The sequence below is a fragment of the Leptolyngbya sp. CALU 1928 genome (genome assembly GCF_056784215.1).
The window spans coordinates 2,636,298-2,660,226 of record NZ_JBXBCE010000001.1 but is presented as its reverse complement, the minus strand read 5'-3'; the positions used below and the strand labels follow the sequence as shown (position 1 = coordinate 2,660,226).

Annotated in this window: 25 protein-coding genes and 1 other RNA gene; 8 read left to right on the top strand and 18 right to left on the bottom strand. The window is 47.9% G+C overall.

Going from position 1 to position 23,929, the window contains the following annotated elements; all coding sequences use genetic code 11:
- Positions 1–346: 346 nt before the first annotated feature.
- Both AC1S5B_RS12355 and ffs read left to right on the top strand, forming a co-directional pair.
- Entirely contained in the window at positions 347–607 is a 261-nt protein-coding gene (locus AC1S5B_RS12355) for a DUF3146 family protein (protein WP_458650579.1), read from the top strand.
- Positions 608–736: 129 nt separating this feature from the next.
- An RNA gene (gene ffs / locus AC1S5B_RS12350) (signal recognition particle sRNA small type) lies at positions 737–833 on the top strand.
- A 71-nt stretch (positions 834–904) separates the two neighbouring features.
- On the opposite strand, the gene AC1S5B_RS12345 is transcribed toward ffs, so the two are convergent.
- Positions 905–1,195 carry a DUF2470 domain-containing protein gene (locus tag AC1S5B_RS12345; protein ID WP_482035970.1) on the bottom strand — a complete coding sequence of 97 codons (291 nt, stop codon included), beginning with the start codon at positions 1,193–1,195 and terminating at the stop codon, positions 905–907.
- Between the two features lie 149 nt (positions 1,196–1,344).
- Between AC1S5B_RS12345 and AC1S5B_RS12340 the strand changes: the two genes are divergently transcribed.
- Entirely contained in the window at positions 1,345–1,746 is a 402-nt protein-coding gene (locus AC1S5B_RS12340) for a hypothetical protein (RefSeq protein WP_482035969.1), read from the top strand.
- Positions 1,747–1,890: 144 nt separating this feature from the next.
- Here AC1S5B_RS12340 and AC1S5B_RS12335 read toward each other — a convergent pair whose 3' ends face one another.
- From AC1S5B_RS12335 to AC1S5B_RS12325, 3 genes are all read right to left on the bottom strand, one after another.
- Positions 1,891–3,471: an MFS transporter gene (locus AC1S5B_RS12335; RefSeq protein ID WP_482035968.1), complete on the bottom strand. Its 1,581-nt coding sequence runs from the start codon at positions 3,469–3,471 to the stop codon at positions 1,891–1,893.
- A 96-nt stretch (positions 3,472–3,567) separates the two neighbouring features.
- Complete coding sequence (locus AC1S5B_RS12330; protein ID WP_482035967.1) at positions 3,568–4,632, bottom strand: linear amide C-N hydrolase; 1,065 nt, start codon at positions 4,630–4,632, stop codon at positions 3,568–3,570.
- A gap of 186 nt (positions 4,633–4,818) precedes the next feature.
- Positions 4,819–6,003, bottom strand: a complete 1,185-nt coding sequence (locus tag AC1S5B_RS12325; RefSeq protein ID WP_482035966.1) for an NAD(P)H-quinone oxidoreductase subunit H — start codon at positions 6,001–6,003, stop codon at positions 4,819–4,821.
- 251 nt (positions 6,004–6,254) lie between these two features.
- Between AC1S5B_RS12325 and AC1S5B_RS12320 the strand changes: the two genes are divergently transcribed.
- Positions 6,255–6,926, top strand: coding sequence for a Coq4 family protein (locus AC1S5B_RS12320; protein ID WP_482035965.1), 672 nt, complete (start codon positions 6,255–6,257; stop codon positions 6,924–6,926).
- A 23-nt stretch (positions 6,927–6,949) separates the two neighbouring features.
- Here the strand turns inward: AC1S5B_RS12320 and thiD are convergent, their stop codons facing one another.
- The gene (gene thiD / locus AC1S5B_RS12315) at positions 6,950–7,768 is read right to left on the bottom strand and encodes a bifunctional hydroxymethylpyrimidine kinase/phosphomethylpyrimidine kinase (protein WP_482035964.1); all 819 of its coding nucleotides are present in this window, start codon (positions 7,766–7,768) and stop codon (positions 6,950–6,952) included.
- Positions 7,769–7,869: 101 nt separating this feature from the next.
- On the opposite strand from thiD, the gene AC1S5B_RS12310 reads away from it, so the two are divergent.
- The gene (locus AC1S5B_RS12310) at positions 7,870–8,661 is read left to right on the top strand and encodes an MBL fold metallo-hydrolase (RefSeq protein ID WP_482035963.1); all 792 of its coding nucleotides are present in this window, start codon (positions 7,870–7,872) and stop codon (positions 8,659–8,661) included.
- 8 nt (positions 8,662–8,669) lie between these two features.
- Here the strand turns inward: AC1S5B_RS12310 and AC1S5B_RS12305 are convergent, their stop codons facing one another.
- Positions 8,670–9,263 carry a DUF2238 domain-containing protein gene (locus AC1S5B_RS12305; RefSeq protein ID WP_482035962.1) on the bottom strand — a complete coding sequence of 198 codons (594 nt, stop codon included), beginning with the start codon at positions 9,261–9,263 and terminating at the stop codon, positions 8,670–8,672.
- A 171-nt stretch (positions 9,264–9,434) separates the two neighbouring features.
- Between AC1S5B_RS12305 and ubiE the strand changes: the two genes are divergently transcribed.
- Both ubiE and AC1S5B_RS12295 read left to right on the top strand, forming a co-directional pair.
- Positions 9,435–10,151 carry a bifunctional demethylmenaquinone methyltransferase/2-methoxy-6-polyprenyl-1,4-benzoquinol methylase UbiE gene (ubiE, locus tag AC1S5B_RS12300; protein ID WP_482035961.1) on the top strand — a complete coding sequence of 239 codons (717 nt, stop codon included), beginning with the start codon at positions 9,435–9,437 and terminating at the stop codon, positions 10,149–10,151.
- 116 nt (positions 10,152–10,267) lie between these two features.
- On the top strand, positions 10,268–11,506 hold the full coding sequence (locus tag AC1S5B_RS12295; protein WP_482035960.1) for a DUF445 domain-containing protein: 1,239 nt from the start codon (positions 10,268–10,270) through the stop codon (positions 11,504–11,506).
- A 135-nt stretch (positions 11,507–11,641) separates the two neighbouring features.
- On the opposite strand, the gene AC1S5B_RS12290 is transcribed toward AC1S5B_RS12295, so the two are convergent.
- Positions 11,642–12,082, bottom strand: a complete 441-nt coding sequence (locus tag AC1S5B_RS12290; RefSeq protein ID WP_482035959.1) for a hypothetical protein — start codon at positions 12,080–12,082, stop codon at positions 11,642–11,644.
- 157 nt (positions 12,083–12,239) lie between these two features.
- Positions 12,240–12,407 carry a hypothetical protein gene (locus AC1S5B_RS12285; RefSeq protein WP_482035958.1) on the bottom strand — a complete coding sequence of 56 codons (168 nt, stop codon included), beginning with the start codon at positions 12,405–12,407 and terminating at the stop codon, positions 12,240–12,242.
- Here AC1S5B_RS12285 and AC1S5B_RS12280 point away from each other — a divergent pair.
- Entirely contained in the window at positions 12,394–13,335 is a 942-nt protein-coding gene (locus AC1S5B_RS12280) for a WG repeat-containing protein (RefSeq protein ID WP_482035957.1), read from the top strand. The genes AC1S5B_RS12285 and AC1S5B_RS12280 overlap by 14 nt on opposite strands.
- A gap of 3 nt (positions 13,336–13,338) precedes the next feature.
- Here the strand turns inward: AC1S5B_RS12280 and AC1S5B_RS12275 are convergent, their stop codons facing one another.
- The 10 genes from AC1S5B_RS12275 to AC1S5B_RS12230 form a co-directional block, all read right to left on the bottom strand.
- A complete protein-coding gene (locus tag AC1S5B_RS12275) occupies positions 13,339–14,535 on the bottom strand; it encodes an MFS transporter (protein ID WP_482035956.1) in 1,197 nt (398 codons plus the stop codon).
- Between the two features lie 168 nt (positions 14,536–14,703).
- Positions 14,704–15,456, bottom strand: a complete 753-nt coding sequence (locus AC1S5B_RS12270) for a DevA family ABC transporter ATP-binding protein (protein WP_482035955.1) — start codon at positions 15,454–15,456, stop codon at positions 14,704–14,706.
- 51 nt (positions 15,457–15,507) lie between these two features.
- On the bottom strand, positions 15,508–16,674 hold the full coding sequence (gene devC, locus AC1S5B_RS12265) for an ABC transporter permease DevC (protein ID WP_482035954.1): 1,167 nt from the start codon (positions 16,672–16,674) through the stop codon (positions 15,508–15,510).
- Between the two features lie 40 nt (positions 16,675–16,714).
- The gene (locus AC1S5B_RS12260) at positions 16,715–17,350 is read right to left on the bottom strand and encodes a CatB-related O-acetyltransferase (protein WP_482035953.1); all 636 of its coding nucleotides are present in this window, start codon (positions 17,348–17,350) and stop codon (positions 16,715–16,717) included.
- A 16-nt stretch (positions 17,351–17,366) separates the two neighbouring features.
- Positions 17,367–17,705: a DUF2834 domain-containing protein gene (locus AC1S5B_RS12255; protein WP_482035952.1), complete on the bottom strand. Its 339-nt coding sequence runs from the start codon at positions 17,703–17,705 to the stop codon at positions 17,367–17,369.
- A gap of 30 nt (positions 17,706–17,735) precedes the next feature.
- Complete coding sequence (locus AC1S5B_RS12250; protein ID WP_482035951.1) at positions 17,736–18,359, bottom strand: GNAT family N-acetyltransferase; 624 nt, start codon at positions 18,357–18,359, stop codon at positions 17,736–17,738.
- Between the two features lie 25 nt (positions 18,360–18,384).
- Positions 18,385–19,560 (bottom strand): ABC exporter membrane fusion protein, encoded by a 1,176-nt coding sequence (locus AC1S5B_RS12245; protein WP_482035950.1) that lies wholly within the window; start codon positions 19,558–19,560, stop codon positions 18,385–18,387.
- A gap of 430 nt (positions 19,561–19,990) precedes the next feature.
- Positions 19,991–20,944: a hypothetical protein gene (locus tag AC1S5B_RS12240; RefSeq protein ID WP_482035949.1), complete on the bottom strand. Its 954-nt coding sequence runs from the start codon at positions 20,942–20,944 to the stop codon at positions 19,991–19,993.
- Between the two features lie 177 nt (positions 20,945–21,121).
- Entirely contained in the window at positions 21,122–21,724 is a 603-nt protein-coding gene (locus AC1S5B_RS12235; RefSeq protein WP_482035948.1) for a TetR/AcrR family transcriptional regulator, read from the bottom strand.
- 123 nt (positions 21,725–21,847) lie between these two features.
- Entirely contained in the window at positions 21,848–23,899 is a 2,052-nt protein-coding gene (locus tag AC1S5B_RS12230; RefSeq protein WP_482035947.1) for an FAD-dependent oxidoreductase, read from the bottom strand.
- Positions 23,900–23,929: the final 30 nt, after the last annotated feature.

Sequence of the window (23,929 nt, the reverse complement as noted above, 5' to 3'; positions counted from 1 at the left end):
GAGCGATCGCGCCCAACCCATGACCGCCTTCTAATATCCCTGAGGGTTTCATGACATCTTCGAGGGCGCTTATGATTATCCCGACTCATCTAAGAATTTTTATATGAACTTACCTAGCTTGCCATCCCCCCATTGGTGCTATTCATCATGAAGAGAATTGTTTTAGCGCCTTTCGATGCTTGCTTATCTTGAAGGCTGCTCAGCGAATAGCCCAATGGGTAAACAAGTAAGCACACGTTCTATTAACGCAAGTTCCTGAGGGTTTGGTATGGTGGATATCGAGATCTGATGCTCAATAAGCAGAGTCAGCTATCGTTTAATTTGCACTCATTTATTTAGAATTTTTGTGGCTAAACGCCTTCCCCAAACCACTGCATATGTTCGGATAACTCGTCACTGCTGGCAACAAGGGATGCTGGAGGGCGAAGTCCGGGCAAATCAGTTTGAGTGGCAATTTGCCTGGTGTTTTCGGCTAGGGGAGCTTTCGGTGCAGCCATCGTTAGGAAGAGCTTTGATCAAGGAGCCACTCGGACGATTTTTAGAGCAAAAAGATTATCAGTTAGAACCCGGTGGCGATTATTCGTTTACGATTCGAGGAGAGGTTTAAGTTTTTAGGAGCAAAAAACTTGCTTTTGATCGACAGATAGCTAGTTAGATGACTTGAAAGACTTTTGATTTTTTGGGACAAGCAGTAAGGGTGTAAAAACTTGTACCTAGAAATGCTATGGTTAAGTCTGACTCGGATCTATGCGATCGCAACGCCCAAATCTTGTCAGGACCGGAAGGTAGCAGCAATACGGGATGCTTACGGTAGGCGTAGACTCCGGGTCTCCTGCTTTTAAACAGCTTTTGAAAAAAGAGACCTGTCCCCCCTTAAACCTGACACCCGACACTTGAAACCTACCTAAAGATTCTTCGTCTGCTGTCTCGCCTGTTTAACCATGGCAATCAGCGTTTGATGGGCATCTTCAGAGTCTTGTAGAGTATGGTCAAACGCAATTCGGATGGAAGTCGTTGAGCCGTTGACTTGCGTATCCAAATCCATCCCTTCAGGGTCGATCGCGGCGATTTTAGCAGCCGTAGCTTCGGGTAAATTTCCATACACTTTGGCATACATTACTACAGCCTCAGCATGGTCATCATTCATGTGAGCGCAGATGCGTTGGCTCACTTCGGGCGTAATTGGGTCTGCCATCGGGATTTGTCCTCATTCACAGTTCAACCCCTAGCATAGGGCGATCGCACGCAAATTGGGCAGCGCGATCGTGTTTTCCCTGCAATCCCCTCAAAATGCGTTAAAACAGAGCGGTATATTTTGCATCCTGTTTCTATTTGCCTTGCGTGATGAACCGTCAACTTTTTTTAATATCCTGCCTGACGGCTGTTTTGGTAGTGCCCAATGTTGTAAATGCCCAAGCCCCTGATCTTGGCTCTGATCCCGCCGTACAAAGTTGCCAAATCTATGCGCGTGAACTATATCGACAGGTAAAGGAAATTCGTCAGATTCAGCTAATTGATGATACTAAAACTCGCCGCGATCGCTTCGAGAGTAAAGTCGGTAGCCAATTCATTAGTACTGAAGTCATGGGCAATGGTCGATTGATGACTTCAAAAGGCTGGCAAAATTTCTCCTACTTGTGTCTATTGGAGAGCGACACCAAAGCGTTGTACTTCCGCATTTTGAGCCGACCCACCTATGAAAAAAGGGCAGCACCTGCCGCCCCAACTCGGAAAAAAGCACAGTGACAGGGTATAGATGTTCGATTAATTTATCCACCCTGTAGGAAGCATGCTACATCCCAACCCTGCTTCGCACGATTTGCGGTCTACTCCTTAAGGAGAAAGACTTTTAGTTCGCTTCTAGGTTTTCGTAGGCTCCACCCGCAACTATCAGCGCGACGGATATTTGGGCAGGGTCGTTGCAAGCAAAAAACAAAGTCCGGTGAACAGCAGCGCCAGCAGCAGAGAAGTTTGCATTCCTGAATTGGTGGCTTCCTGGCTAATTTGGCGAACGAAAGGAACGACCGCTGGCGGCACTTGGTTGACCACCGCTGCGCTCACTTCTCGACGGGAAAGCGTCTGGATCATTTCTTGCAGAGTGGCAATCAGCCGCACGCGATCGGCGGGAGCCATGGTTTGCCCCATCTGCTGCAAAATGCCGTCCACAATATCTCGTGAGGCAAAAAATATCAGCGATGTCCCCAGAATGGCTCTGCCCAGCGAACTGCCTAAATTCTGAACCGGATTGTAGATTCCCGTCCCTTCTACTCTGCTGTTTTCTGCCGCCGCATAGGTCAATCGACTGACATGGGAGGTAAACAGTCCTGAACCGATACCCATCACCGTTAACCCCGGCAGCAAATCGATGGGCGTGATCTGAAGCGTTAGGTTGCGATACAGCATGAAGATTCCGGTTGCCAAAAGAGTTAATCCACCGAACACAATGAATTTGGGCGGTAAGCGCTGAAACACCGTGTCTCCGTTGCGATCGGTTCCCAGCGCCAGCAGCTTTAGCGATCCAACCACCACCAGAATCTTCGTGATGTTATAAGGCATAATCGTCAGAGCCGTCTGGTAGGGATCGAGCGACAGCGCCAGAGGCACATACTGAAATAGATTAAACTGCACCCCAGCCGTAACCAGCGTATGCAGCATCGCCGCCAGCATTCCCAATACAAATCCCGGCTTTCGCAGCAATCCAGCCCGCAGGATCGAGGCTGCTCCCTTTTTTGCCTGCCGTCGCTGCCAGAAGCCAAAGAAACCTAGCAGAATTAAGCCAACGGCAATCAGGGGCGGCACGATCGATAAGGAAAACGGCGGCAGTACGACTCCGCCAATCGAGAACATGCGCCTCGGCTCCCACCAGCCAAACTCCATCGCCAGACTCACGCCCGTCAGAATCAGCCCCAGCCCCAGAAAAGACAGCAGCCCGCCCACCCAGTCAATCGGCTGCTCACAATACTGGCTAAGATTGGGCAGCGATCGCCGCCGAGACCAGATAGCAAGCAGAGCGACCAGCGACGGCACAAACGCCCAGCGCCAGCCAACCTCAGATGCGAGGAAGCCACCCAGCAGCGACCCCATCAAGCTGCCTAGGGTAGACACGACAATCAGACCGACCGTTGCCTGCTGTTCAGATTTGCCTTGATAAATCAGATCTACCAATGTCCAAGGGGTACTCACTAGGGGGGTTGCCGCTAACCCGGTTAGGACGGCAAAGCTGACTGCCAGAATTGCGATCGAAGGACTCAGGGCAGTCAAGCCGATGCCGATCCCATAGAGTATCAATCCAGCTAGGAAAACGGGTGTGCGACCAAAATAGCGGCAGAGATTTTCCGCTGTGGGCGCGAAAGCGGCAGTCGTTAGCGAAAACAGAACTAGGACGGTTTGAATGGAGCCAATGCTCGAATCAAAATCATGCACGATCGCAGGCATGATCGCGGGCAGCACCCCAATATTGTACGAAACCATCCATACCGTCAGACCGATGACCCTGAAAGGGGAAGTGCGACTTAATATCTGATCATTGTGCGTCGGTTCAATCATTTCACCTAGGTCAATGGAGGTTCATACCTGTAGAAACTTCATTGGTTCAGTCGGCTGAAACTGGGCTGAAGTGTCACCCGCGAAGACCGAGCCATCCGTCAGCGTCAGTTTTTTGACTGGGCTGCCGGCGGCGAAATCCAGGTTGTCCAGATTGACCCAGAAAACATTTGGGCTGCGAACTGACTCGAAAAAATAACGCCTGTTTGTCTGGTCGGCGACCGTTCGCCAAATCGTTGAGGAGATGTTGGGCTGATCGGGCGTACTGATGCCCATGGGCACTGACGCATTCCGAATCACTGAAAATACACCAGCGACCCCTTCTACCGGATCAGCCGTTTTGGGAATCGCGTTGATGTAGAAGGAGGCACGGACAAACCGATCCGCTGCTCGATTCGTACCGGGAAGCATCATCGTCCCCCCAATCATCCGCCAATATTCATTTAAAGCCAACTGCTTGCTATAGACTGGGGAGTTGGTCATTACCTGATAATCGTGGCTGTGGTGAATGACCAGCTTGCCTTCCACATATTCAAAGATGGCTGAATCACCCGTCGCATCTGAAAGCGAAAGGTGTATCGTTCCAGGCTTGCCATCCGGAGATCGCGCAGGCACTACATAGAAAGGTTCTTGCGCGATCGCCGCAACCGCCTCACTCACAGTTGCGAAGTTATCCAGCATATATTGTGCCCACAGCGACAGGGACAAAGGCTGGCGCGAATTGGCGGAATCGGGCGTTGGGTATTGGGTCTCGACTAGATAAAGCAAGTTGGCGAACAATCCCTGCTCGTTCATGCCGTCAGCAATACCTATATCCCACCCTGCGGCTCCCACACTGCCGTATTTTGAAACCCAGCGAATCGAGTTTGCACCCGCCGCACCATCGCGTTCAATGCCGCGCGGGAAAGCCCAGATATTGCTCTGCATGTCGTTGAGCCAGTCCATAGTGCGCCCAGTGATCACCAGATTATCAAGTCCCCGATAAACTGCGCGAGTACAGCCTAGGACGAGCGGCAGCGACATCAACCCCGTCAATGGATCTGCCAGAGTACTCAGTAGGGTCTGAAAATCAAATGCAAATTGCAGCATCGGAGAATCCTTAATCTCTAACGGATTAATATTTAATCTGACACAAAATTATATCGAAGCCCCCTTCATCGTCAATTCCAATACAAATGGATTTCGTGCAGCCGTCTGGAACACTGCGATGGAAACCATGAAAAAAGGGCGGCACCTGCCACCCCAACTCGTAAAAAAGTGCAGTGATGGATGGAATTAGCGATCGACTGATCCCATCACCACATCCACGCTGCCCAAAATCACAAAAATGTCTGCAACTTTGCGTCCCTTCAATAGGTTCGGCAACACCTGAAGGTTGTTGAAGTCTGCCGGACGAATTTTCCAGCGCCACGGGAAGACATTATCATTGCCCATGATAAAAATGCCCATTTCGCCGCGACCCGCTTCGATCCGCACATAGTGCTCTCCAGTAGGAATTTTGAAGGTGGGAGCAACTTTTTTGCTGATGTACTGATAATCTGCGCCATCCCATTCAGATTTTTTGCCCGCAGAGATACGTTTCGCTTCCAGATTTTCGTAAGCTCCACCGGGCAAGCCTTTTAAGGCTTGCTGGATGATCTTGACGGATTCGCGCATTTCTTGCATCCGCACCACATATCGGGCAAGGCAATCCCCTTCGGTTGCCCAGACCACGTCCCAATCAAACTCGTCGTAGCATTCGTAGTGATCCACTTTCCTCAAATCCCACTTCACGCCAGAAGCCCGCAGCATGGGACCGGAGCAGCCCCAGTTAATCGCGTCTTCGCGGCTGAGCGTGCCCACACCTTCCACGCGGCGGATAAAAATCGGGTTGTTGGTGATCAGTTTTTCATACTCATCGATCACGGGCATCATGTAATCGGCAAATTCTTGACACTTATCGACCCACCCGTAAGGCAGATCTGCCGCCACACCGCCAATGCGGAAATAGTTGTGGTTGACCATGCGGTAGCCGGTTGCCGCTTCGTACAAATCCAAAATCATTTCGCGATCGCGCAGGGTATAGAAAAAGGGCGTTTGCGCTCCAATATCTGCCACGAATGGACCAAGCCACAGCAAATGATTCACCAAGCGTCCTAGTTCCAGCATGATGACGCGAATGTAGCTAGCCCGCTTAGGCACAGGCACTTTCGCCAGTTTTTCCACCGCGTTGACGGTCACCGCTTCATTAAACATGCCGCCGTAGTAATCCCAGCGGCTGGTGTAGGGCACATACATCAGGTTGGTGCGGTTTTCGGCAATTTTCTCCATGCCGCGATGCAGATAGCCCAAAACGGGTTCGCAATCGATCACGTTCTCGCCATCCAACGTCACCACCAGTCGGAAACATCCGTGGCTGGCAGGATGGTGAGGACCCATGTTAATGACCATGGGTTCGGTTTTTGTCTCAATCATTGACATAAACGAGCAGTCTCCCCTAGCGATCGGTTCGGCAGGTCTTGAGCAGCAGGCAGAACCTAAATGGAGGAGTCTGCATCTGCCTCTATGACGCTTCTATATTATATGGATGGATTTGCTCTAGAAAAGTCAGAAATACAGCAAGTCATCATATGCTTTGAACCAATTAACGATATATTCAGGTCAATACTTCTAGTTCAACACCTTCAGTTCGATACTTTCAGCAGTAAGACAATTTATTTAACTCCTCTAACATGCGTAAGTTTTATGGATCTAGATCGCAGTTAAATATTGATTTTTTCAGCACGCTTAAAGGTGCGTTAACGTTGCTGAGAGATCCAGAAAAAACCGAGTCAGTATATGACATTGAAGACGGATTGCGAAACACCCAGGCAACCCAAGCGGCGATCGCGTTTGTGCAAAAAGATCCGGCGGTCGCTAGCCTAATCGCTGAGCGTTATCAGCCGCCGCCGCTCAATCTAGATTTTCTTGCCCAACTTCCACCAAATTCTTTGGGCTATACCTATGCCCATTACATTCGCGATGCAGGGTTTGATCCCAACTTTTACCGACCCATTAATGTGATAGATGATGCGAGCTACGTTCTCTTGCGGATGCGTCAAACCCATGATATCTGGCACATTGTGGCAGGATTTAACACTGATGTAGCGGGAGAACTGGGGTTAAAGGCGTTTGAATTGGCACAAACTCGGCGAACGATGGCAGCAGTGCTGGTCTGTGGAGGGCTGCTGAAAACGTTGTTTAATACGCCTGAGCAGCTTAATGAAGTGCTCGATCGTCTTGCTTCTGGCTACCGGACGGGAATGAATGCTCAACCTCTTCTAGCCCAAAAATGGGAAGAAAACTGGGAGCGATCTCTAACAGAGTGGCGAGAGTTGCTAAATATTCCTCAAAAAGTGGCTTAGTTACTTACGGATGGGTACATGGCTCATGATTTAGAGTCGTCATTGGGTTGTAACAGAGGGAAAAAGTGCCCAATGGGTCCCTGTCCTTTGCCGATCGCCAGCGCATATTTCAGAGCAGTCGTGACGTATTCTTTCGCCAGACGAGTAGCAGTGAAGGCATCGTGTCCGATCGCCAGATTTGCAGCGATCGCCGCAGACAGTGTACAACCTGTGCCATGGGTATTGGTTGTATCCACTAGCTCCGTCTTTAAAATTTCTACTGCCTGCCCATCCCACCAAACATCCACACCACAGAGATCTTCAGCCATGCCGCCGCCTTTAACCAATACGGCTTTTGCGCCTAGCTGATAAATTTTTTGGGCGGCAATTTGCATATCTTCCAGGGTGTGGATCTCCATCTTTGATAACATTTGGGCTTCATAGCGGTTTGGAGTGAGAACCGTTGCAATTGGAATCAGAGCAGTTTGTAAAGTGGCGATCGCGGCATCATCAATCAACTGTGCCCCTGTGCGCGACACCATCACCGGATCGACGACCACATTCGGAACTTGCAGGGTTTGAATCTGCTCCGCCACGATCGCGATAATCCCCTGATTCAGCAACATTCCTGTTTTTGCTGCCTGCACACCTATATCGCTAACTACCGCTTCCATTTGCGCCGCCACTGACTCCGGCGGCAACGCATCCACCCGCATCACGCCCAATGTATTCTGCGCTGTGATGCAGGTGAGGGCGCTAGTCCCATGAACTTTATGGAAGGCGAAGGTGCGTAAATCTGCTTGAATACCTGCACCACCGCCACTGTCGGAACCGGCGATCGTCAATGCAATAGGAGGAGTCATAGGAGTTTGGAGTTCGTACTTTAAGCCTCTTCTCGACTTTCGCACAATCTGCCTATTCTTGGGGTTACTATCAGAATAGCTGTTAAGAATTGCAAAGCACGATGAAATTGACCTGGGTTGACCTGAATAGCTGGATATTTGAACTGGCTGGAAAAACAATTTTGGTCGATCCGTGGCTGGTCGATCCGCTGGTGTTTTATGGTCAGCCGTGGCTATTCACAGCCCATCACAACACGCCATTAGCAATTACGCCGGAGACATTGCCGCCGATTGATTTGATTTTGCTGTCGCAAGGGGTAGATGACCACTGTCACAGACCCACACTGGACAAGCTCGATCGCGCCATTCCAGTAGTCGCCTCTCCAACTGCTGCAAAGGTGGTCCAAAGCCTGGGCTATCAGCAGGTAACGGCGATCGCACACTGGCAAGATACGGTGATTGCGGATGCGCTGCAAATTACGGGAGTGCTGGGGGCTGAAATTCAGCCAGGGCAGGTAGAAAATGGCTATTTGCTCAAAGATTTGACCAGTGGAGAAACCCTCTACTACGAGCCGCATTTTTCACCCTTAAAGGATTTGGCAAAACTGGGACGAGTTGATGTAGCGATCGCCCCCATTGTTGCCCAAGTTTTTCCCCTTTTAGGGCAAGTGATCATGGGCGCAACTGAGGCACTGCAACTGATTGAAACGTTGCAACCCCGCTATTTTTTGCCTACCACGCGAGGAGATGTGCGTGCCACAGGCATTTTGCAGATGTTGATTAAATCAGTCGGCAGTGAGGCAGAGTTTCGCGATCGCCTCATTGCCTCTGGCAGTTCAACGCAGCTTCTAATTCCTCAACCAGGCGAAACCTTCGATCTTACAGCCGTTATTCAACCAACGGCATCAGTTTAACTCAAGCGCTACAGATAGGGAAGTCTGTCTAATTGAGTGCTTTTGGGCTGAATGCGGTAAAGAATCACAAACCCAGCGATACTGCCGAATAAATTCATCATCATGTCGTAAATCGTGTCGCTATAAAAAGCCGCGAATTGAGCCTGATTAATTGGGCTAGCTTGAATTCGCAGGAAAAACTCTAAAAACTCATTGATATTCCCTAACAAACAAGTAAAGCCCATAATGAAGACTAAATTTTGCCAATGATTTAGCCGCTGCCAAACACCTGAGGTAAACGGTAAAAAAAACAGCACTAGCATCGTTGCCCAACAGAAATGCTCTAGGCGATTAATCAACGTAAAATCTCTTGGAATGAAGCCATTGATCCCCAACCATTGCACTAATGTTTCAGCGGGTGGATATAGCAAAATAGCTGTCAAGTAAAGCTGATGTTCTCGGCTGGATAACGTTGATTCTAGTCCAGTGAACCGAAATAGAAAAAACAGGCTGTACAGGGTTCCAACCATCAATCCCCAAGCAAAGAAGAGCTTAAAAGAGAATAGCGTTAGGGCAATGGAGTAAAACAACCAGAAAAAATTAGACTGTAAAACGTTCGGCATGGCTGACTTGCTAGACACTTCCTTGCAAGCAACACGGTCAACTCCAAAGATTTCGTAACTTCACAGAACCTTATTTTTAAGGCGGCATTTCTCACGAGAATCGATTCTCCAGTAGGATGATGAGTGGGAAATCGAGAGCCTCCCACTTTTGTAGCCTTCACCTAAATCTAAATGACTACGCCTGATCTTTCCGCCCCGACTCCTGATTCTGTTCGTGCCCTATTCGATCGCATTGCTCCCGTTTATGACCCCCTTAACAACTGGCTCAGTTTGGGGCAGCATCGCATCTGGAAGCAAATGGCGATTAAGTGGAGCGGCGCTAAACCGGGCGACACCTGTATCGATGTCTGTTGTGGCAGCGGCGATTTGGCGCAGATGTTAGCAGAACGGGTGGATAAAACTGGACAGGTTATCGGTGTGGATTTTGCCACAGAACAACTTGAGATCGCCCGTCAGCGGGTACAAAATCGCCATCTCACCCTACCTATCACCTGGATGGAAGGAGATGCCCTAAACCTCCCTTTGCCCGATAATCACTTCGATGCTGCCACGATGGGCTATGGGTTGCGTAATGTGGGCGATATTCCCCGCGCCTTGCAAGAACTTCGGCGCGTCCTCAAACCGGGGGCGATCGCTGCCATTCTCGACCTACACCGCCCTACAAATCCATTGGTGAGGGGCTTTCAGCAATGGTACTTAGATACCGTCGTCGTTCCCATAGCTAGCCATTATGGCTATTCCAAGGAATATGCCTACCTCGCTCCTAGCCTCGATCGCTTCCCCACTGGAAAAGAGCAGCGAAACCTCGCCTTAGAGGTAGGGTTTTCCACCGTTACGCACTATCCCATTGCGGGGGGTACGATGGGAATATTAGTAATCACGAAGTAGTTTTGAGTCGCAGGTTTTCAGTACGCAAACGAGAACAAAACTCAAAATCTCTCCTCCGAAGACGCTAAGTGCCAGACACACGCTACGCGATCAAAACTCAAAACTCAAAACTTCCAATGCCTCCCTTGGATCTTTCCACTCTTTGGCTTTATGTTGCGCCTCCTGTCGTTGGCGGCATTATTGGCTATTTCACCAACGATATTGCCATTCGGATGTTGTTTCGTCCCTATCAAGCAAAGTATGTTGCAGGGCGAAAAATTCCTTTTACTCCCGGCTTGATTCCTCGTAATCAAGAACGCCTAGCAAAACGCATTTCTGACACCATCATGGGGTCGCTGCTCACTCCAGATGAACTGCAAAAATTGGCGCGACGACTGCTGCAAACTGAGCGAGTACAAGGGGCATTGCTGTGGCTGCTTAAACTGGCATTGGATCAAGTAGAAGCTGATAAGCAGCAGAAAACAGCAAAAATTCTCGCCAATGTCCTGCAAGATTTATTTGGACAATCTTTGCCTCGCTTGCTGAAAGTACTAGCACGGCAAGAAGACTTTTTGGAAGCACAACTCAATCAGATTTTTGACAAAGTGCTGCTGGAGTTTCAGCTATCGGATGAACAAGCGACTAAACTGGCAGATTGGAGTTTAAACGTGGTGCTGCCGCCCGATGTGTTGCGACAAGCCCTCATCGACTTTCTCACTGATCGCAACATTCAAGTGATTGACGAAGGGTTCCGCGAAAAAACCAGCGGCACCTATTGGGTGGTTGCTAACCTGTTTGGTAGCCGTAATGCGTTAGCCCGCCTTCGTACATTCTGTTTGGACGAACGAGAAGAATGTAATGCGCGATTGAGCGAGCTAATGACATCGCTGAATGTGCGATCGCGGCTTAAAGAATGGCTGCAAAATCTATCGCTGCAAAATTTGCCAGTCTCTACAGTACGTCAGTTGCGTAAAACCCTGCGCGATACAGTACGCGACTATGTGCAGGAACAGGGATCAGAATTTTTAGAAGAACTAGGCAAATCGATTGAGTGGGAAAGTTTAGCTAGCTTAATCTTGAGCCGCCTGCGAACTTCACCGGTCGTCAACGAATCGCTAGAAACGGTAAGTTTTGAACTGGCATTAATTCTAGAACGGTATCTAGAACGCGACTTAGAAGCGATCGTGGCTCAGGCAATTCCGATTCTCAACATCGATCAAGTGATTATTGATCGAGTTAAAGCGACCTCTGCCGCTGATCTAGAGGCAGCAATCAATGGTATTGTCCAGAGCGAACTTCAGGCGATCGTCAATCTTGGTGGTGTTCTAGGGTTTGTGATTGGCTTGTTTCAGTCTGCTTCCCTTCTATTGAGATAAATAAAATGAGAAAAGCTATAGCCCTTGCAGCTATAGCTTTTCTCTTATAAAAAATATTACTTAATACAAACCTTAGTACTTTGAGTTCTGTGTTTGTACAAAATGCGATCGTTACTAAGCCATGCTTCGGCTTAATTAACTACCTGGTTTTCCTAAGTCCAACGCTTTTTTCACTAGGTCGTCGGTCACGTTTCCGGCTGCACCAGTAGGGTTAATATCTTTTGCCATATCGGTATAATCAATTTGATCATTGGCAGACATTGTGGGTACTGCTACTTCTGCGGGCGTAGACACCTCAAAGTCAGGCGCAACTATGTCTTCCGCTTCGGTAGCACTCACTGATCCTGTACTCATATCTTGGGCGGCTGCGTAGTCTGCTCCAACATCGACACTAAGACCCTTGGTATCACCTTCCGCGATCGATTCTTTCAGCATCTCTGCATCTAGATTTTGTGTTGTGTTTGTCTCATCGACCAAATCAGGAACCACTGGTTTATTGCTAGTAATTCCAGGAATATCACTATCTTGAACGGCGCTTTTAATTGCGTCTTTTACAGATTTAACAACGTCTGCCATAACTGCTCTCCTGAATCAAATTAAATTTATTTTTCTCTATAAAGCAAACTTATCAACTTGCTTAGGCTATCTCTAAGACTCTTAAGATAGAGATCTCGACTCAGCCGGAAGGCAGAGACAAAGAAGTAATGAAGTAAGTCTGATTTGCCTGCTGTTTTTATAGATTGGGATAGTGAGTTGTGATGATAATTGTTTCCAGATTTATTTGGCTGATATTGATAACAAGTTTTAGCTTGGCAAGCCGAGTGGAGCCTAGGATGGCGCGATCGCTTAATTCTGCCTCTAAACCGCTGTTTTTGACTGCCCAGACTATGAAGGTACCCACTCAGCAAGCTGAGCCGTTGTTTCGGATCATTCAGGGCGGGAAATATGGTTTTATCGATCGCACAGGTACGATCATGATTCCACCTCAATTTAACGATTTAGTGTGGGGTTTTGTGGGCGATCGCGCACAGTATAAATCGAATGATCAATACGGTTTTATTGATGGGACTGGAAAACCTGTTATTCCTGCAAAATATCGTCTAGCGTTTGGCTTTTCTGATGACTTAGCGCTGGTCATACTAGGTACAAAATATGGCTATATTGATAAAGCTGGAACGCTCGTAATTCCTACTCAATATGAAGAAGCCCAGGCATTTAAAGAGGGATTAGCAGCCGTAAACATTAACAAAAAGTGGGGGTACATTGACAAGACTGGAGAGGTCGTCATCCCTGCTCAATTTGATTATGCTATGGCATTTGCTGATGGATTAGCCCCCGTCTTGATAAATGGGAAACGGGGCTACATCGACAAAACGGGCAAAATGGTGATTCAGCCACAGTGGGAAGGCGATTGGCTGTCCGGCATGTGGGTATTTAGTGAAGGATTTGCTGGAATTCAACAAAACGAAAAATGGGGCTACATCGACACTACAGGAACGGTGGTAATTCCGCCGCAGTTTGATGAAGTGCGAGAGTTTCATGAGGGTATGGCAAGCGTTCAGCTAGACGAGAAATGGGGCTATATCGACAAGACGGGGAAAGTCATAATTCCGCTGCAATTTGATCGAGCCGATCGGTTTTCAAATGGGTTAGCTGCTGTAAAAATCGACGATCGCTATGGTTACATTGACCAGACTGGAAAAATGGTCATTCCACCTCAGTTTGGATTAGCGCTCAATTTTGTAGAAGGGCTGGCACTGGTTTATACAGAGGGTCAGGCAGGCTACATTGATAAGACTGGAACCTATGTGTGGAAGCAAACAAAATAAGCATTAAGAGTGAGACGATTTCGCGGTCGGAGTAAATTTATCGCGCTTGGCGATCGCAAATAGCCACACCAAAAAGGTCAGCACTCCCGCCAAATAAAATGGATATTTATAAGTATTAAAATCCGCTTGATTCACAATTAATCCAGCAATTATGGGACCAAATGCATTAGAAACATTTAAGTAAGAAGCATTTAAACCTAATGTAGTTCCTTGAGTTTTCGCATCTGAGTTGAGAGAAATTAGCGTGGTAATCATGGGCTGCACAAAAGCATTAAATACTGAGAAAACCAAGCTAACGCCCACAAAATAAATGATACTGGGAACGAATGGCATAACCACAAAAGATATACTGCGTACCAAAATAGAAACTAATAAAATACTGACTAGACTAACGTGCCTTACTAATAAAGGAATTGCTGCTGCCTGCATTAAAATTGCGATCGTGCCAAACATGACAAACATCAACGTCAGCGATTGGCTGGATTGACCTAGCACGTTAATAAAATAGGGCTGAAATGCAAATGTAAAAATCGTAAAAGTAGTGCCAATTAAAAAGTTTATAATGAGTAAAATACCTACTTTAGGAATTGTTAATCCTTTCACTAGGTTTCCAAGTCCAATATCAAAAATATTAGTTGCCTTAGCTGCCTTCGTCTCCAATGTTTCTGGCAGCAGAAAAATCGTAATCAACAGCGATAAGAATGCACAAACGCTAGCGACTAAAAACCCTGCACCTAAAGAGAAACTTTGTGCTATCAAACTAATGACTGGACCTAAAATAAAAGCTAATCCAAAGGTGATGGCGCTATAAACTCCAAATGCTTTTGCTCGATCTTGGGGCGGAACGATATCTGAAACGACGGCTTGAGCAACGGACGCATTGCCGCCGGTGATGCCATCAAGAAATCTCGCAAAAAAGAGAACTCCCGCCGTGCTGGCGGTGCCTGCCAGCAGGTTTGCAATCACCGTACCCGCCAAGCTGATGATTAACAGTGGTTTGCGTCCAATACGATCGCTCAATTTACCAATTATAGGTGTTGCAAAAAACTGAGCCACAGAGTAGATGGAAAATAGCAAACTCGTTTGAAAGTCTGTCAGATTAAACTGCTTGCCATACAAATATAGAATCGGAATCAGAATGGTGAAGCTGAGTGAATTGGTAAAGGAAATTAACGCAGTAATCCAAAATGTTCGATTCATTGGGTAACAATAGGTTTCAGGTTTCAGGGGTCAGGTTTTAGGGAGCAGAGGAAGATATTGGATAACAGGCTCTCACCTAGTTTCATCCAGCAAAAAGCCCACTCCACAAAGAGAGTATCACTCTTGTGGAGCAGGCGTTGTTATGGCATCAGAATTTAAATGAGACGGTCAATGCATTTTTGCAGCCATGTCAACGCCATCGCTGACCAATCGACCATCTTCCATATACACAATGCGATCAGCAACGTCCAAAATTCGATTGTCATGGGTGACGATCAAAATGGTGCAATGTTGTTCTTTGGCAAGTGCTTGCATCATTTCTACCACATCTCGCCCTGATTTTTTATCGAGTGCAGCGGTGGGCTCATCAGCTAGAACAATTTTGGGGCGGCTAACCAATGCACGGGCGATCGCGACTCGCTGTTTTTGTCCACCCGATAGATTTTCTGGATAGTAGTCTAAGCGATCGCCCAAACCAACCTGTTCCAAAATTTCCGCCGATTTTATATCTAACTCTGGAGTAGCAATTTCATCATGCAATTCCAATGACATTCGCACATTTTGCTTGGCTGTGAGAAAGGTCATTAAGTTGTGCGCTTGAAAAATATAGCCAATGTTGCGGCGAATCTGTAGCAGTTTTTGTTTGCTCGCTCCCACAATTTCTTGATCTAAAATTTTAAGGCTACCTTCCTGTGCCGATCGCAATCCGCCCATCAGCGTCAGCAACGTCGTTTTGCCCGAACCAGAGGGACCTGTCATGATCACAATTTCGCCCGGTGCAATCTCCAAATTCACGTCAAACAAGACCTGTTTACGCAGATTAGTTTCACCAAAGTAGTGATTCAAATTCGTCACCGAAATTACAGGCTGGGAGCCGTTCTGCGAGGCTTTAGGCGCGGGAAGTGAGGAGAGTGTTTGCATGATGATTAATAAAGGAATTAAGGCAAAAGACTCAAAATTAAGAACTCAAAACTAAAAGATGTCTGCGGGATCGACTGATTGAAGCTTCCGCATGGCGATGACTCCAGAGCCAACGCACATGATGAGGGTGAGTATGAACACGTTCGTAGCCCGTTCAATGGTCATGGCGATCGGCAGCATGGTGGCACCTTGCGCCAGAGCATATAGCCCTGTGGATAGAATGGCTCCAGGGAAAAAGCCCAGAACTGCCAGCAGTAATGCTTCCTGAATCAGCACGCCAACAAAGTAGAAGTCGCCGTAGCCCATCGCTTTCAGCGTCGCGTATTCTGGCAAATGATCAGATACATCGGAATAGAGAATTTGATAGACGATCACCACGCCGACAATGAAGCCCACAATGGTTCCCAGGGTGAAGATGAAGCCGATGGGAGTGGCATTTGCCCAATAGTCTTTTTCACGAGTGGCAAATTCTGGCAGTGTCATCACCAAAACATCGTTGGGCAAACTGGCTTTGAGAGCGGCTTGCACCTGTTTTATATCCGCTGTTGGTTTTAGCTTAATCAAACCAACATCAATATCTTCGGGCTGGCGATCGCGGAAAATTCGTAAAAATGTAGAATCGCTAGTAATGGCATTACCATCGGCTGAAAAGGATGCCCCCATTCTAAATGTGCCTGCCACGCGAACCAGATTATCATTCACCTCTGTTTGTAAAGGGGATGTTGTTTTGAGCAAGGTGGCAATGTCGCCAAATTCGGGTCGTCCGGCTTCGTCAAACAACACTTGATTTAACTGTTGCAGATCCTGTAGATGTTGATTAACTTCTGGCAGCTTGAATGCGGTGGAAGCGGGATCAGTGCCAAATACCAAGATGGAACGGGATGTGCGGGTTGTTGGGTTGCGCCACTGGGCGATCGCAATATAGAGCCAACTAATGGAGTCAACATCGTCGATTGCCGCCGCTTGCAGCAATCGTTCTCGTGAAAATACTTTGGTGGAAAACAGCGTTTCAAACTGAGGATTGACAATGAATAAGTCGGATTGCAAGGTTTGATAGGGCACCGCAGCCGAATCAAACAACGCATCTTTGAAGCCGAGTTGGACAAACATAAGAATGTCGGCAAAAGCGATTCCAGCGATCGCCACCAGCAACCGAGTTTTTTCACGAGTCACCTGAAACCAGGCAAGGGGTGTTTTACGAAAAAGGTTAGATAACATAAATGGGGTGAAGTAAAGGGATAGAAAATTCAATGCATTTTTACGTTGCGTGGCAGAGCGCTGATACATCGCCACCCATGATGAGCGAGATGTTGCGCGTGATTTTTTCGATCTCCCAATTCCACCACTGAAGCGCTAGCAGTTGAGCAATCTCTGCATCCATAAAACGTTGCTTAATGGGATGAGCCGGATTGCCCCCCGCGATCGCATAGGCGGAAATATCCTTCACAACCACCGATCGCGCCGCAATCACAGCACCGTCCCCAATCGTGACCCCCGGCATAATCAAGGATTCGTAGCCCAGCCACACATCATTGCCGATAACCGTATCGCCGCGACTGGGCAGATTCATCAGGGTTTCCATTTCGCCTTCCCAACCTTGCCCAAAAATAGGAAATGGATAAGTAGAAATGCCGTCTAGCTTGTGGTTGGCACCGCCCATGATGAACTGAACCTGGGTAGCGATCGCGCAAAACTTACCAATAATTAAGCGATCGTTGCCATAGTTATAAAGCACATTGCGCTCAAACCCTTCTGGATCAACCGGATCGTCATAGTAAGAGTAATCTCCAACGATAATATTGGGCGACTTGATGAATGGCTTGATGAAGCAAACTCGACGCTGATCTGCCATTGGATAGGGGCGAACGGGATCAGGTCCATAGAGGTTTGTCATATAGCTACCTTGAGCCTTAAACAGAAAAAGTTTGATCCAACACTTGTTCAAGTTTGCGTTGCCGCATTAGTAGAAATAATGGCAATCCTAAAGAAAGCCCAACGGCTAAGCTACAAACCACATAGACCCAGAGATTCGACATTTTTAGACGGGAACCTTCCCAATATAGAAATATCCAAAAAACAATGGATGAAACCAGTAAATCCATTGCAAAAAAAGCCGAAATTCGGTTTGCAAATAGCTGCTCAAAAAACAAATTTAAACTCAAACCATGCTCAATCAGAAATGGAATAAATTGTGAGTAAGGTAAGACAAAACCTAGCAAACACAGCAATATATAAATGGTTTGTAGCATTAAGAAATCTCCATTTAGGGAAATTGAAAACTACTGTTGTGGCATTCGTTTCATCAACCAATAAGGAGGAGCAGATTCAAAATAAACAGTGTGGACAGTTTCAAACCCATACTTTTGATAGAAACGTACTCCGCGTTCCGTTGAAGTTTCCACATAGCAAGGTAATTTCTCTGAATCTGCCTGGTGCAAAATTGGTTCAATCAGTAACCCGCCAATACCCTGTCCTTGGCTCTCTGGTGCCACACCCAACATAAATAAATACCAGTGGGGCTGGGGCATATCACCCCTATGCAATTTCTCAATCTTGTTAAAGGCAGACAAAAACTGTAAGCTCTTGCGCCATTGCAGCTTGAAGGGTAAAGCGTAAAAGCCAAGCTGCAAAAGTTTCCAGTCATTTAGGGGATATTTTCCCGGCGGAATCCACATGGCAACGCCCTGAAGATCAGCCGTGGTGTAAATGTAATCATAGGGCTGGCTGTAGCGCAATAGGATTTTGATGAACCATTGCAAGGTTTTAAACAGATCAGACTCTTGTTCAGACCCAAAATACCGAAATATGGGATCGGCATAAAAAGAATGAGCTAATACATCGATCGCGGCATCAGATTGAGATTGATCCAGTTTTACAATCGTTGGATTGAGGGAAATAGCCATAAAATCCTTGCTGAAAAATGGGTTTTTAGAGCGCGATCGCAGTTTGCACTTGCAAGTTTGTCAATCCGGCAACACGCTTGCTGCTGGCTGGATTCAGGCGAATTTTCACTTCCACTACTCGGCGATCTAGGTTTTCACCTGGTTCAGCGCTGAACACATTTTGGCGGCTGACCTGTAGCCCAATTTCAGAGACGGTGCCTGTGACTGCACCCGAAAACCCTTGTCCGGTAATCGTTGCCGGTTGTCCCAGGCGAATCTTATCGATATCGGTTTGATAAATCTCTGCAACCGCCACCATGTCATTGGTTTGGGCAAGATCAACAATGCCATCACTGCTCAATTTTTCGCCCGGTCGCGTATGAACTTTGAGGATTTGTCCGGTGATCGGAGCGCGGATATACGCTTGTTGCAATTCTGCCTCGGCTTTTTTTGCCGCCGCGATCGCCATATCCACTTCTGTTTGGGCTTTTCGCACATCCACTGGTCGCACTTCCGCAATTTTATCCAGGGTCGCCCGTGCTTCTTGAATCTGCGCCCGGAGTGAATCTGCCTTCAGGTTTTGATTGGATTGAGCTTCTCTCAGTTGGGCTTGTGCCGTCTCAAACGTCAATCGTTTTTGATCAAAATTGGAGGATGAAATTGCTCCATCGGTCGCAAGGGATTGGTAGCGATCGTACTCTACCTGAGCATTTTTCAGTTCCGACTGGCGGCGAGAAATGGTTGCCTGCTGGGTCGCCAGTTCGCCTTGAAGTTCTGCCTGGAGCCGTAAAATTTGCTGTTTTTGTGCTGCAATTTCACCCGTCTTGGCTCCGGCTTGCACTTGGGCTAACTGCGCTTGAGCATTGCGAACTTTCTCCTGCGCCTCCTGTAATGCGGGTTGTAAGCGATCGCGGGAATCAAGCACTGCAATCACCTGCCCAGTTTGGATCCGATCGCCCTGCTTCACTAAAAGCTCCATAACGCGATCGCCATCAAGGGCTTGGGGTGCAGACAGTTTCAGCACTTCTGTACGGGGTTCCAGTCGCGCCAGGGCAGTCACTTTGGCGGGTTTAGGCGGCACTACCGCTTGTTGCAGTGGAGGCGATGGTTTACTAAATTGAGACACTCCATAAAAAACAGTAGTGCCTGCGATCGCCGTCGCCGCGATCACCAGACCCATAATCCAGCGGTTAGATGGTTTTGAAAACAGTTGCAAGCTCATGGGAAACCTCGGTTGTACGAGAGCAATGGAGCGATTACTTATACCGAACATTCGATATAACAAGCACTTGACAAATAGCTCCTACATACGACGTACAAGCTATTTATATCGAACGACTGTTATATTTAATGAGTTTTATCATACACTAGGGTTGCCTTTTCAGGGAGTCGTCCGATCGGGTGAATCTTGCGATCGATAAGAGTCTATTAGTCTCGCATGACTTAAGGAGATTTCCAGGAATGAATCTACCCTTTGCTCTAGGCTTTTCCTGGCGGAACGCGATGCGAACGACTTCGCTCAGCCCCAAACCCCGAGCGTTGAGCGAAGTCGAAACGCGACAACGCGGGAATTCAGGTATTTTCTTTAGCAGAAATCTCCTAAGTTGACCCTTGACCTAACTTGACCCAACTTTTGAGCCTTGGGGTAAGAATTACAGCTTCCAATAACCATTTTCACAGGACAAGAAGAGACTTGTTGTCTCGCGGCTCTGAGTCTTTTGAGGATTAACATTGAGGACAATCTTAGCCTCACCTCCACGCATTACAACTTGATGAAGCTGTTGGTTAAAGGCTGAGCGATCGCGAGGCATACCTTTCAGGTAGGACTGTACCTCAGCAAAAAACTTGGTTTCACTGACCGCCAAAATTCGTTGATTGATACTTTGCCAACTCTCATCTTTAAGATAAGGACGCATTTGCTCTAGGCTTTTTTGTTGAATGGTAGTGAGATAGGCGAGATAAGCCTTGACGGGTGGGCTATTCAACGCTGATTCCCCCGTCAAAACCCTACTGGTAAAAGGCGATCGGATGGGCGCTTGAAATGAGAATTGATATTTGAAGTTTTGAACTAAAGGGGCTGAACCCGAAATCGTTCCACGAAGTTGACTTTGGGTGATTTGTAAACTTTGAGGCTCAATGCCGTCACTGGCAGAAGACAACCCCCAACCGCTCGGTGGCAAATAGAGAAACGTAATATTGTATTGCTTAAAATCTCGTAGCCTTAGCAGCACTCCTCTGAGCCGACCATCCTCAATAGTTTGAGGTGAAACACTTTTGCCAAGCCAAAAATTCTGTAATAAATCATCTGTAACAGCCTGATCTGTAATTAGGACTCGCCACCCTGGCTTGCCCCTACGGTCACTTGCCAAAGCTCGGTTATCTTCCCACAGGGGGTCTATGGCGATCGCATAAGCATGGGTCAAAGCAACCTTTTTTTCATCGATTTCGAGTTCGCCTTTGGCTGTTCCTACAGAGGACTGATCGTTTACAGTCTTGGCTTTGGACACGTCACAGGTGAACGGATTTGCTTGCACGGGGGGCGCAGCGATCGCCAACAGGAATAGCTGGAGTGCTGCAACAATTCGCAAATTGGAAATAGTCGGCATAACGAGTGTTTAAGTCCCAGACAAGAAGCTTGAAAAGTTGACAGCGTAGGGCTTCATCAGAATTTCTCCATCCATCAGAAACGCTTTGAGCCAATATAGCGGGTTAAGACCCTGTCCAGAAAATTTATACCCACAAGCTTTTCAGGGAGTCGTTCGATCGGGTGAATCTAGCGATCGCTAAGAGTGCAGTTTGTCAGAGTCTAAAAGAGACGGCTGATATTTCTCAAAATAAGCGATTAACATTTTGAGCAGTAGCTGTAGATGGGCGGAAAAGCTGGCAGCACTAGAACCATAGATTTGGCTAACACAAATGCCATCTACAAACGTAAAAATGAACTCTGCAACTTGCGGATCGTTGATGCCCATAATCTCTGAGATTTTAGGCTGAATGCGTTCGCAAACTCGTTCTAAAACGTTGGGTTGAGTGCTGTCCTGCCGAATTTGTTGGTAGTAATCTGTAAAGATCAACAGTTGCTTAAAAAAATAGTCCTGTCTGCGTTCTACAAACTCAAAGCCTCGTTTCAAGCGATCGCTCATGGTCTTAGCGGTTGCTATCTCACTGGAAACTTGCAGCATATCTTGCTGAATCATCTCCTCAACCAACTGCTCAAAAATAGCTTCCTTACTAGAAAAGTAATGGTACAAGGTGCCCGTGGAAACGCCCAAACCAGCGGCAATTTGTCGCATGGTGATTGTGGAGTACCCTTTTTCAGCGAACAAATCGAAGCACTGGTCTAAAAGCTCTCTCCGATACTGATCGTGGTCAACAATTTTTGGCATGATTGCCTTAGTATATAACGAGCGTTCGATATTGTATTCGGGGTTGGTGCTTTGTCTATTTTCAGGAGAGCGTTTTCCTGATAGTGCCAACAAATGCTCAAGCATGGCATCCCAAACCCATCACTATGATTTCCAGTCGTCCCACTGCAAATTAAAAATAGAGGTATTTGGAAAGGCGGTTGGATTGCTGCTTGCGTCAAGTCGCGATCGCAGTTTTTCTAGCAGTGGCTCTCGTTTAGGTAAGTCGTCTACCAGTTGATAGGGAAATATTCCTTCCTTTAAGGCAAAATCTGCGGTCACCCCAGCGGCGGCTCCTACAGACCACTCAAATGGATGGACTCGATAGGCAGCAGCGGCGATCGTGCTGTTGGCAATACTTTTTCCGCTAATGATTAAATTATCGATTTTTTGAGGAATCATGGCGCGGAGAGCAATTTGTCCAGGATAGGCAGGTCCATGGGCTTGACGAACGCCGGGACGCTCTTCGTTTCCAGGCTTTTCGGGCGGTGCTTCTGCCATACAAGGGTGAAAATCCATCGCATATTGAGCGATGCCAACGGAATCAGGGTAAATCGTAGATCGCGTCCGCCGAGGAATTTGATTGGGGTCTACGTCATCGGGCAGTTTCAAAAATTCCAGCCCCGCCAATGATTTACGCAGTTTGCGATACATCTCAGGCGGCAGATTTTCTTGGTAATGCGCCTCGTCGCCATAGTCGGTTTGAGACACATCAATTTCGTGCATCGCAAACCCGTCGGGATAGGTGAAAGTAGGGCGACCGATGATACGACGAGCTTCGCGAATATAAGGATATTTAGATAGCCCGTGTGCCGTGCCCATGGGTGACTCTAACCCAGTGACGTAGCGATGATTGGGGGCAGGCTGCTTCACGCCATTCCCTAATTGCGAATCGGTGGTGCCTGCCACAAGCCAATGATAGTAGGCGATCGCGTTTTCTTCGCCGCGCCGCAGGGTATCTGTTCTTAAGCCGCCCATCCACCCAGCCGGACTTAGTTCACCGCGCTGCTGAAGCTGGTCACGGCTGTAGATCAAATTGTCTTGCTCCGTCCCCGGACGATAATCATTGCCCCATGTCCAGTTCTGCATAGACAGATCTCCTGGCAGCACTGCGGCTATGCCAAATCGGGTGGCTTTGGGTCGTTTTTGAAAATTGGGACTCCAAATACGACGATAGGTAAAAACGGCATCAATGCCGACGTTATTTGAGTTTTCATAGCTGAAGTAAGGCGCATATTGCGGGTAGAAACCTGGCTCTGGCTGGGGTTGCGGGGTTGCGGTGCGTTCCATCACAAAGGTGTAGGTGAAACCCTGGGTGCAGTAGGCATCGTTGTTTTTTACGGGGGAAGAGGGATTAATGTGAGACAGCGGATCTAGCCCCAAGCGATAGGGCACATCCGCAAGGGCAATGATTTCGCCGGTTTCGGTGGCTTCCAGGATATACCAGGGTGTAGGAAGTTGAGTGGTGGGAGGCGGGGTGAAGCGAATTGGCTGCTTTGCGAGGCGGGCTGAGTTTTCAGGACGATAGATGTCTTCGATTAGGGCGGAGAGCGGCTCGGTGTTGAGCGGCGGCGTGTTGGCGGCGGCGGCATGTTGCAGGGCGATCGCGCTACTGATCTGCCGTCCATCGGGGCTATAGTCCAATTCTTTAATAACCGTGTTGGGGAACCATTTGAGGGTGCCCTTGCCTTTTTTGGCTGCATCTTGCAGCATTGCCCACAGAATTTGGTGTCCATCGCTGGGCAAAAAGCAGGAGACACTGACCCAGCAGTTGCCAGAACTGAGGCTGCCATATTTTTTAACAAGGCGATCGCGAAACTCATTGTAGCCACGCGGGAAAAAACGCTGTTCGCGCATCCGTTTTGCCTCATCCAACGCCGAAGTACCCTGAGAGGAGACTTGCCCACCCACCCAGTCGGTAATGTCGGTTAGGCAAACTGTTCGCCCAGCGAGTAATCCTTCATAGGCGGCAGCAGTGCCAGCAAAGCCAGCCCCCACAATCAGCAGTTCACAGTCAACTGTTGGTTCTGGCATTGGCTGAGGCGATCGCCCCTGTGCCTTCCCATCCACCGATTGCCCCGTGACAAAGACAGCAGCAAGAGCATTAACCAGCAAAGCGCGCTGCCAAAAGCGGAACGAGCCAGCAGAATTCAGCACTTCACGGACTCCACATGTTGAACTTTCACA

Bases quoted from the DNA above. Each gene is read 5' to 3' on its own strand.
- AC1S5B_RS12345 (WP_482035970.1), bottom strand. From the start codon at position 1,195: ATGGCAGACCCAATTACGCCCGAAGTGAGCCAACGCATCTGCGCTCAC.
- AC1S5B_RS12340 (WP_482035969.1), top strand. From the start codon at position 1,345: ATGAACCGTCAACTTTTTTTAATATCCTGCCTGACGGCTGTTTTGGTA.
- AC1S5B_RS12335 (WP_482035968.1), bottom strand. From the start codon at position 3,471: ATGGTTTCGTACAATATTGGGGTGCTGCCCGCGATCATGCCTGCGATC.
- AC1S5B_RS12330 (WP_482035967.1), bottom strand. From the start codon at position 4,632: ATGCTGCAATTTGCATTTGATTTTCAGACCCTACTGAGTACTCTGGCA.
- AC1S5B_RS12325 (WP_482035966.1), bottom strand. From the start codon at position 6,003: ATGTCAATGATTGAGACAAAAACCGAACCCATGGTCATTAACATGGGT.
- AC1S5B_RS12320 (WP_482035965.1), top strand. From the start codon at position 6,255: ATGCGTAAGTTTTATGGATCTAGATCGCAGTTAAATATTGATTTTTTC.
- thiD (WP_482035964.1), bottom strand. From the start codon at position 7,768: ATGACTCCTCCTATTGCATTGACGATCGCCGGTTCCGACAGTGGCGGT.
- AC1S5B_RS12310 (WP_482035963.1), top strand. From the start codon at position 7,870: ATGAAATTGACCTGGGTTGACCTGAATAGCTGGATATTTGAACTGGCT.
- AC1S5B_RS12305 (WP_482035962.1), bottom strand. From the start codon at position 9,263: ATGCCGAACGTTTTACAGTCTAATTTTTTCTGGTTGTTTTACTCCATT.
- ubiE (WP_482035961.1), top strand. From the start codon at position 9,435: ATGACTACGCCTGATCTTTCCGCCCCGACTCCTGATTCTGTTCGTGCC.
- AC1S5B_RS12295 (WP_482035960.1), top strand. From the start codon at position 10,268: ATGCCTCCCTTGGATCTTTCCACTCTTTGGCTTTATGTTGCGCCTCCT.
- AC1S5B_RS12290 (WP_482035959.1), bottom strand. From the start codon at position 12,082: ATGGCAGACGTTGTTAAATCTGTAAAAGACGCAATTAAAAGCGCCGTT.
- AC1S5B_RS12280 (WP_482035957.1), top strand. From the start codon at position 12,394: ATGAAGGTACCCACTCAGCAAGCTGAGCCGTTGTTTCGGATCATTCAG.
- AC1S5B_RS12275 (WP_482035956.1), bottom strand. From the start codon at position 14,535: ATGAATCGAACATTTTGGATTACTGCGTTAATTTCCTTTACCAATTCA.
- AC1S5B_RS12270 (WP_482035955.1), bottom strand. From the start codon at position 15,456: ATGCAAACACTCTCCTCACTTCCCGCGCCTAAAGCCTCGCAGAACGGC.
- devC (WP_482035954.1), bottom strand. From the start codon at position 16,674: ATGTTATCTAACCTTTTTCGTAAAACACCCCTTGCCTGGTTTCAGGTG.
- AC1S5B_RS12260 (WP_482035953.1), bottom strand. From the start codon at position 17,350: ATGACAAACCTCTATGGACCTGATCCCGTTCGCCCCTATCCAATGGCA.
- AC1S5B_RS12255 (WP_482035952.1), bottom strand. From the start codon at position 17,705: ATGCTACAAACCATTTATATATTGCTGTGTTTGCTAGGTTTTGTCTTA.
- AC1S5B_RS12250 (WP_482035951.1), bottom strand. From the start codon at position 18,359: ATGGCTATTTCCCTCAATCCAACGATTGTAAAACTGGATCAATCTCAA.
- AC1S5B_RS12245 (WP_482035950.1), bottom strand. From the start codon at position 19,560: ATGAGCTTGCAACTGTTTTCAAAACCATCTAACCGCTGGATTATGGGT.
- AC1S5B_RS12240 (WP_482035949.1), bottom strand. From the start codon at position 20,944: ATGCCGACTATTTCCAATTTGCGAATTGTTGCAGCACTCCAGCTATTC.
- AC1S5B_RS12235 (WP_482035948.1), bottom strand. From the start codon at position 21,724: ATGCCAAAAATTGTTGACCACGATCAGTATCGGAGAGAGCTTTTAGAC.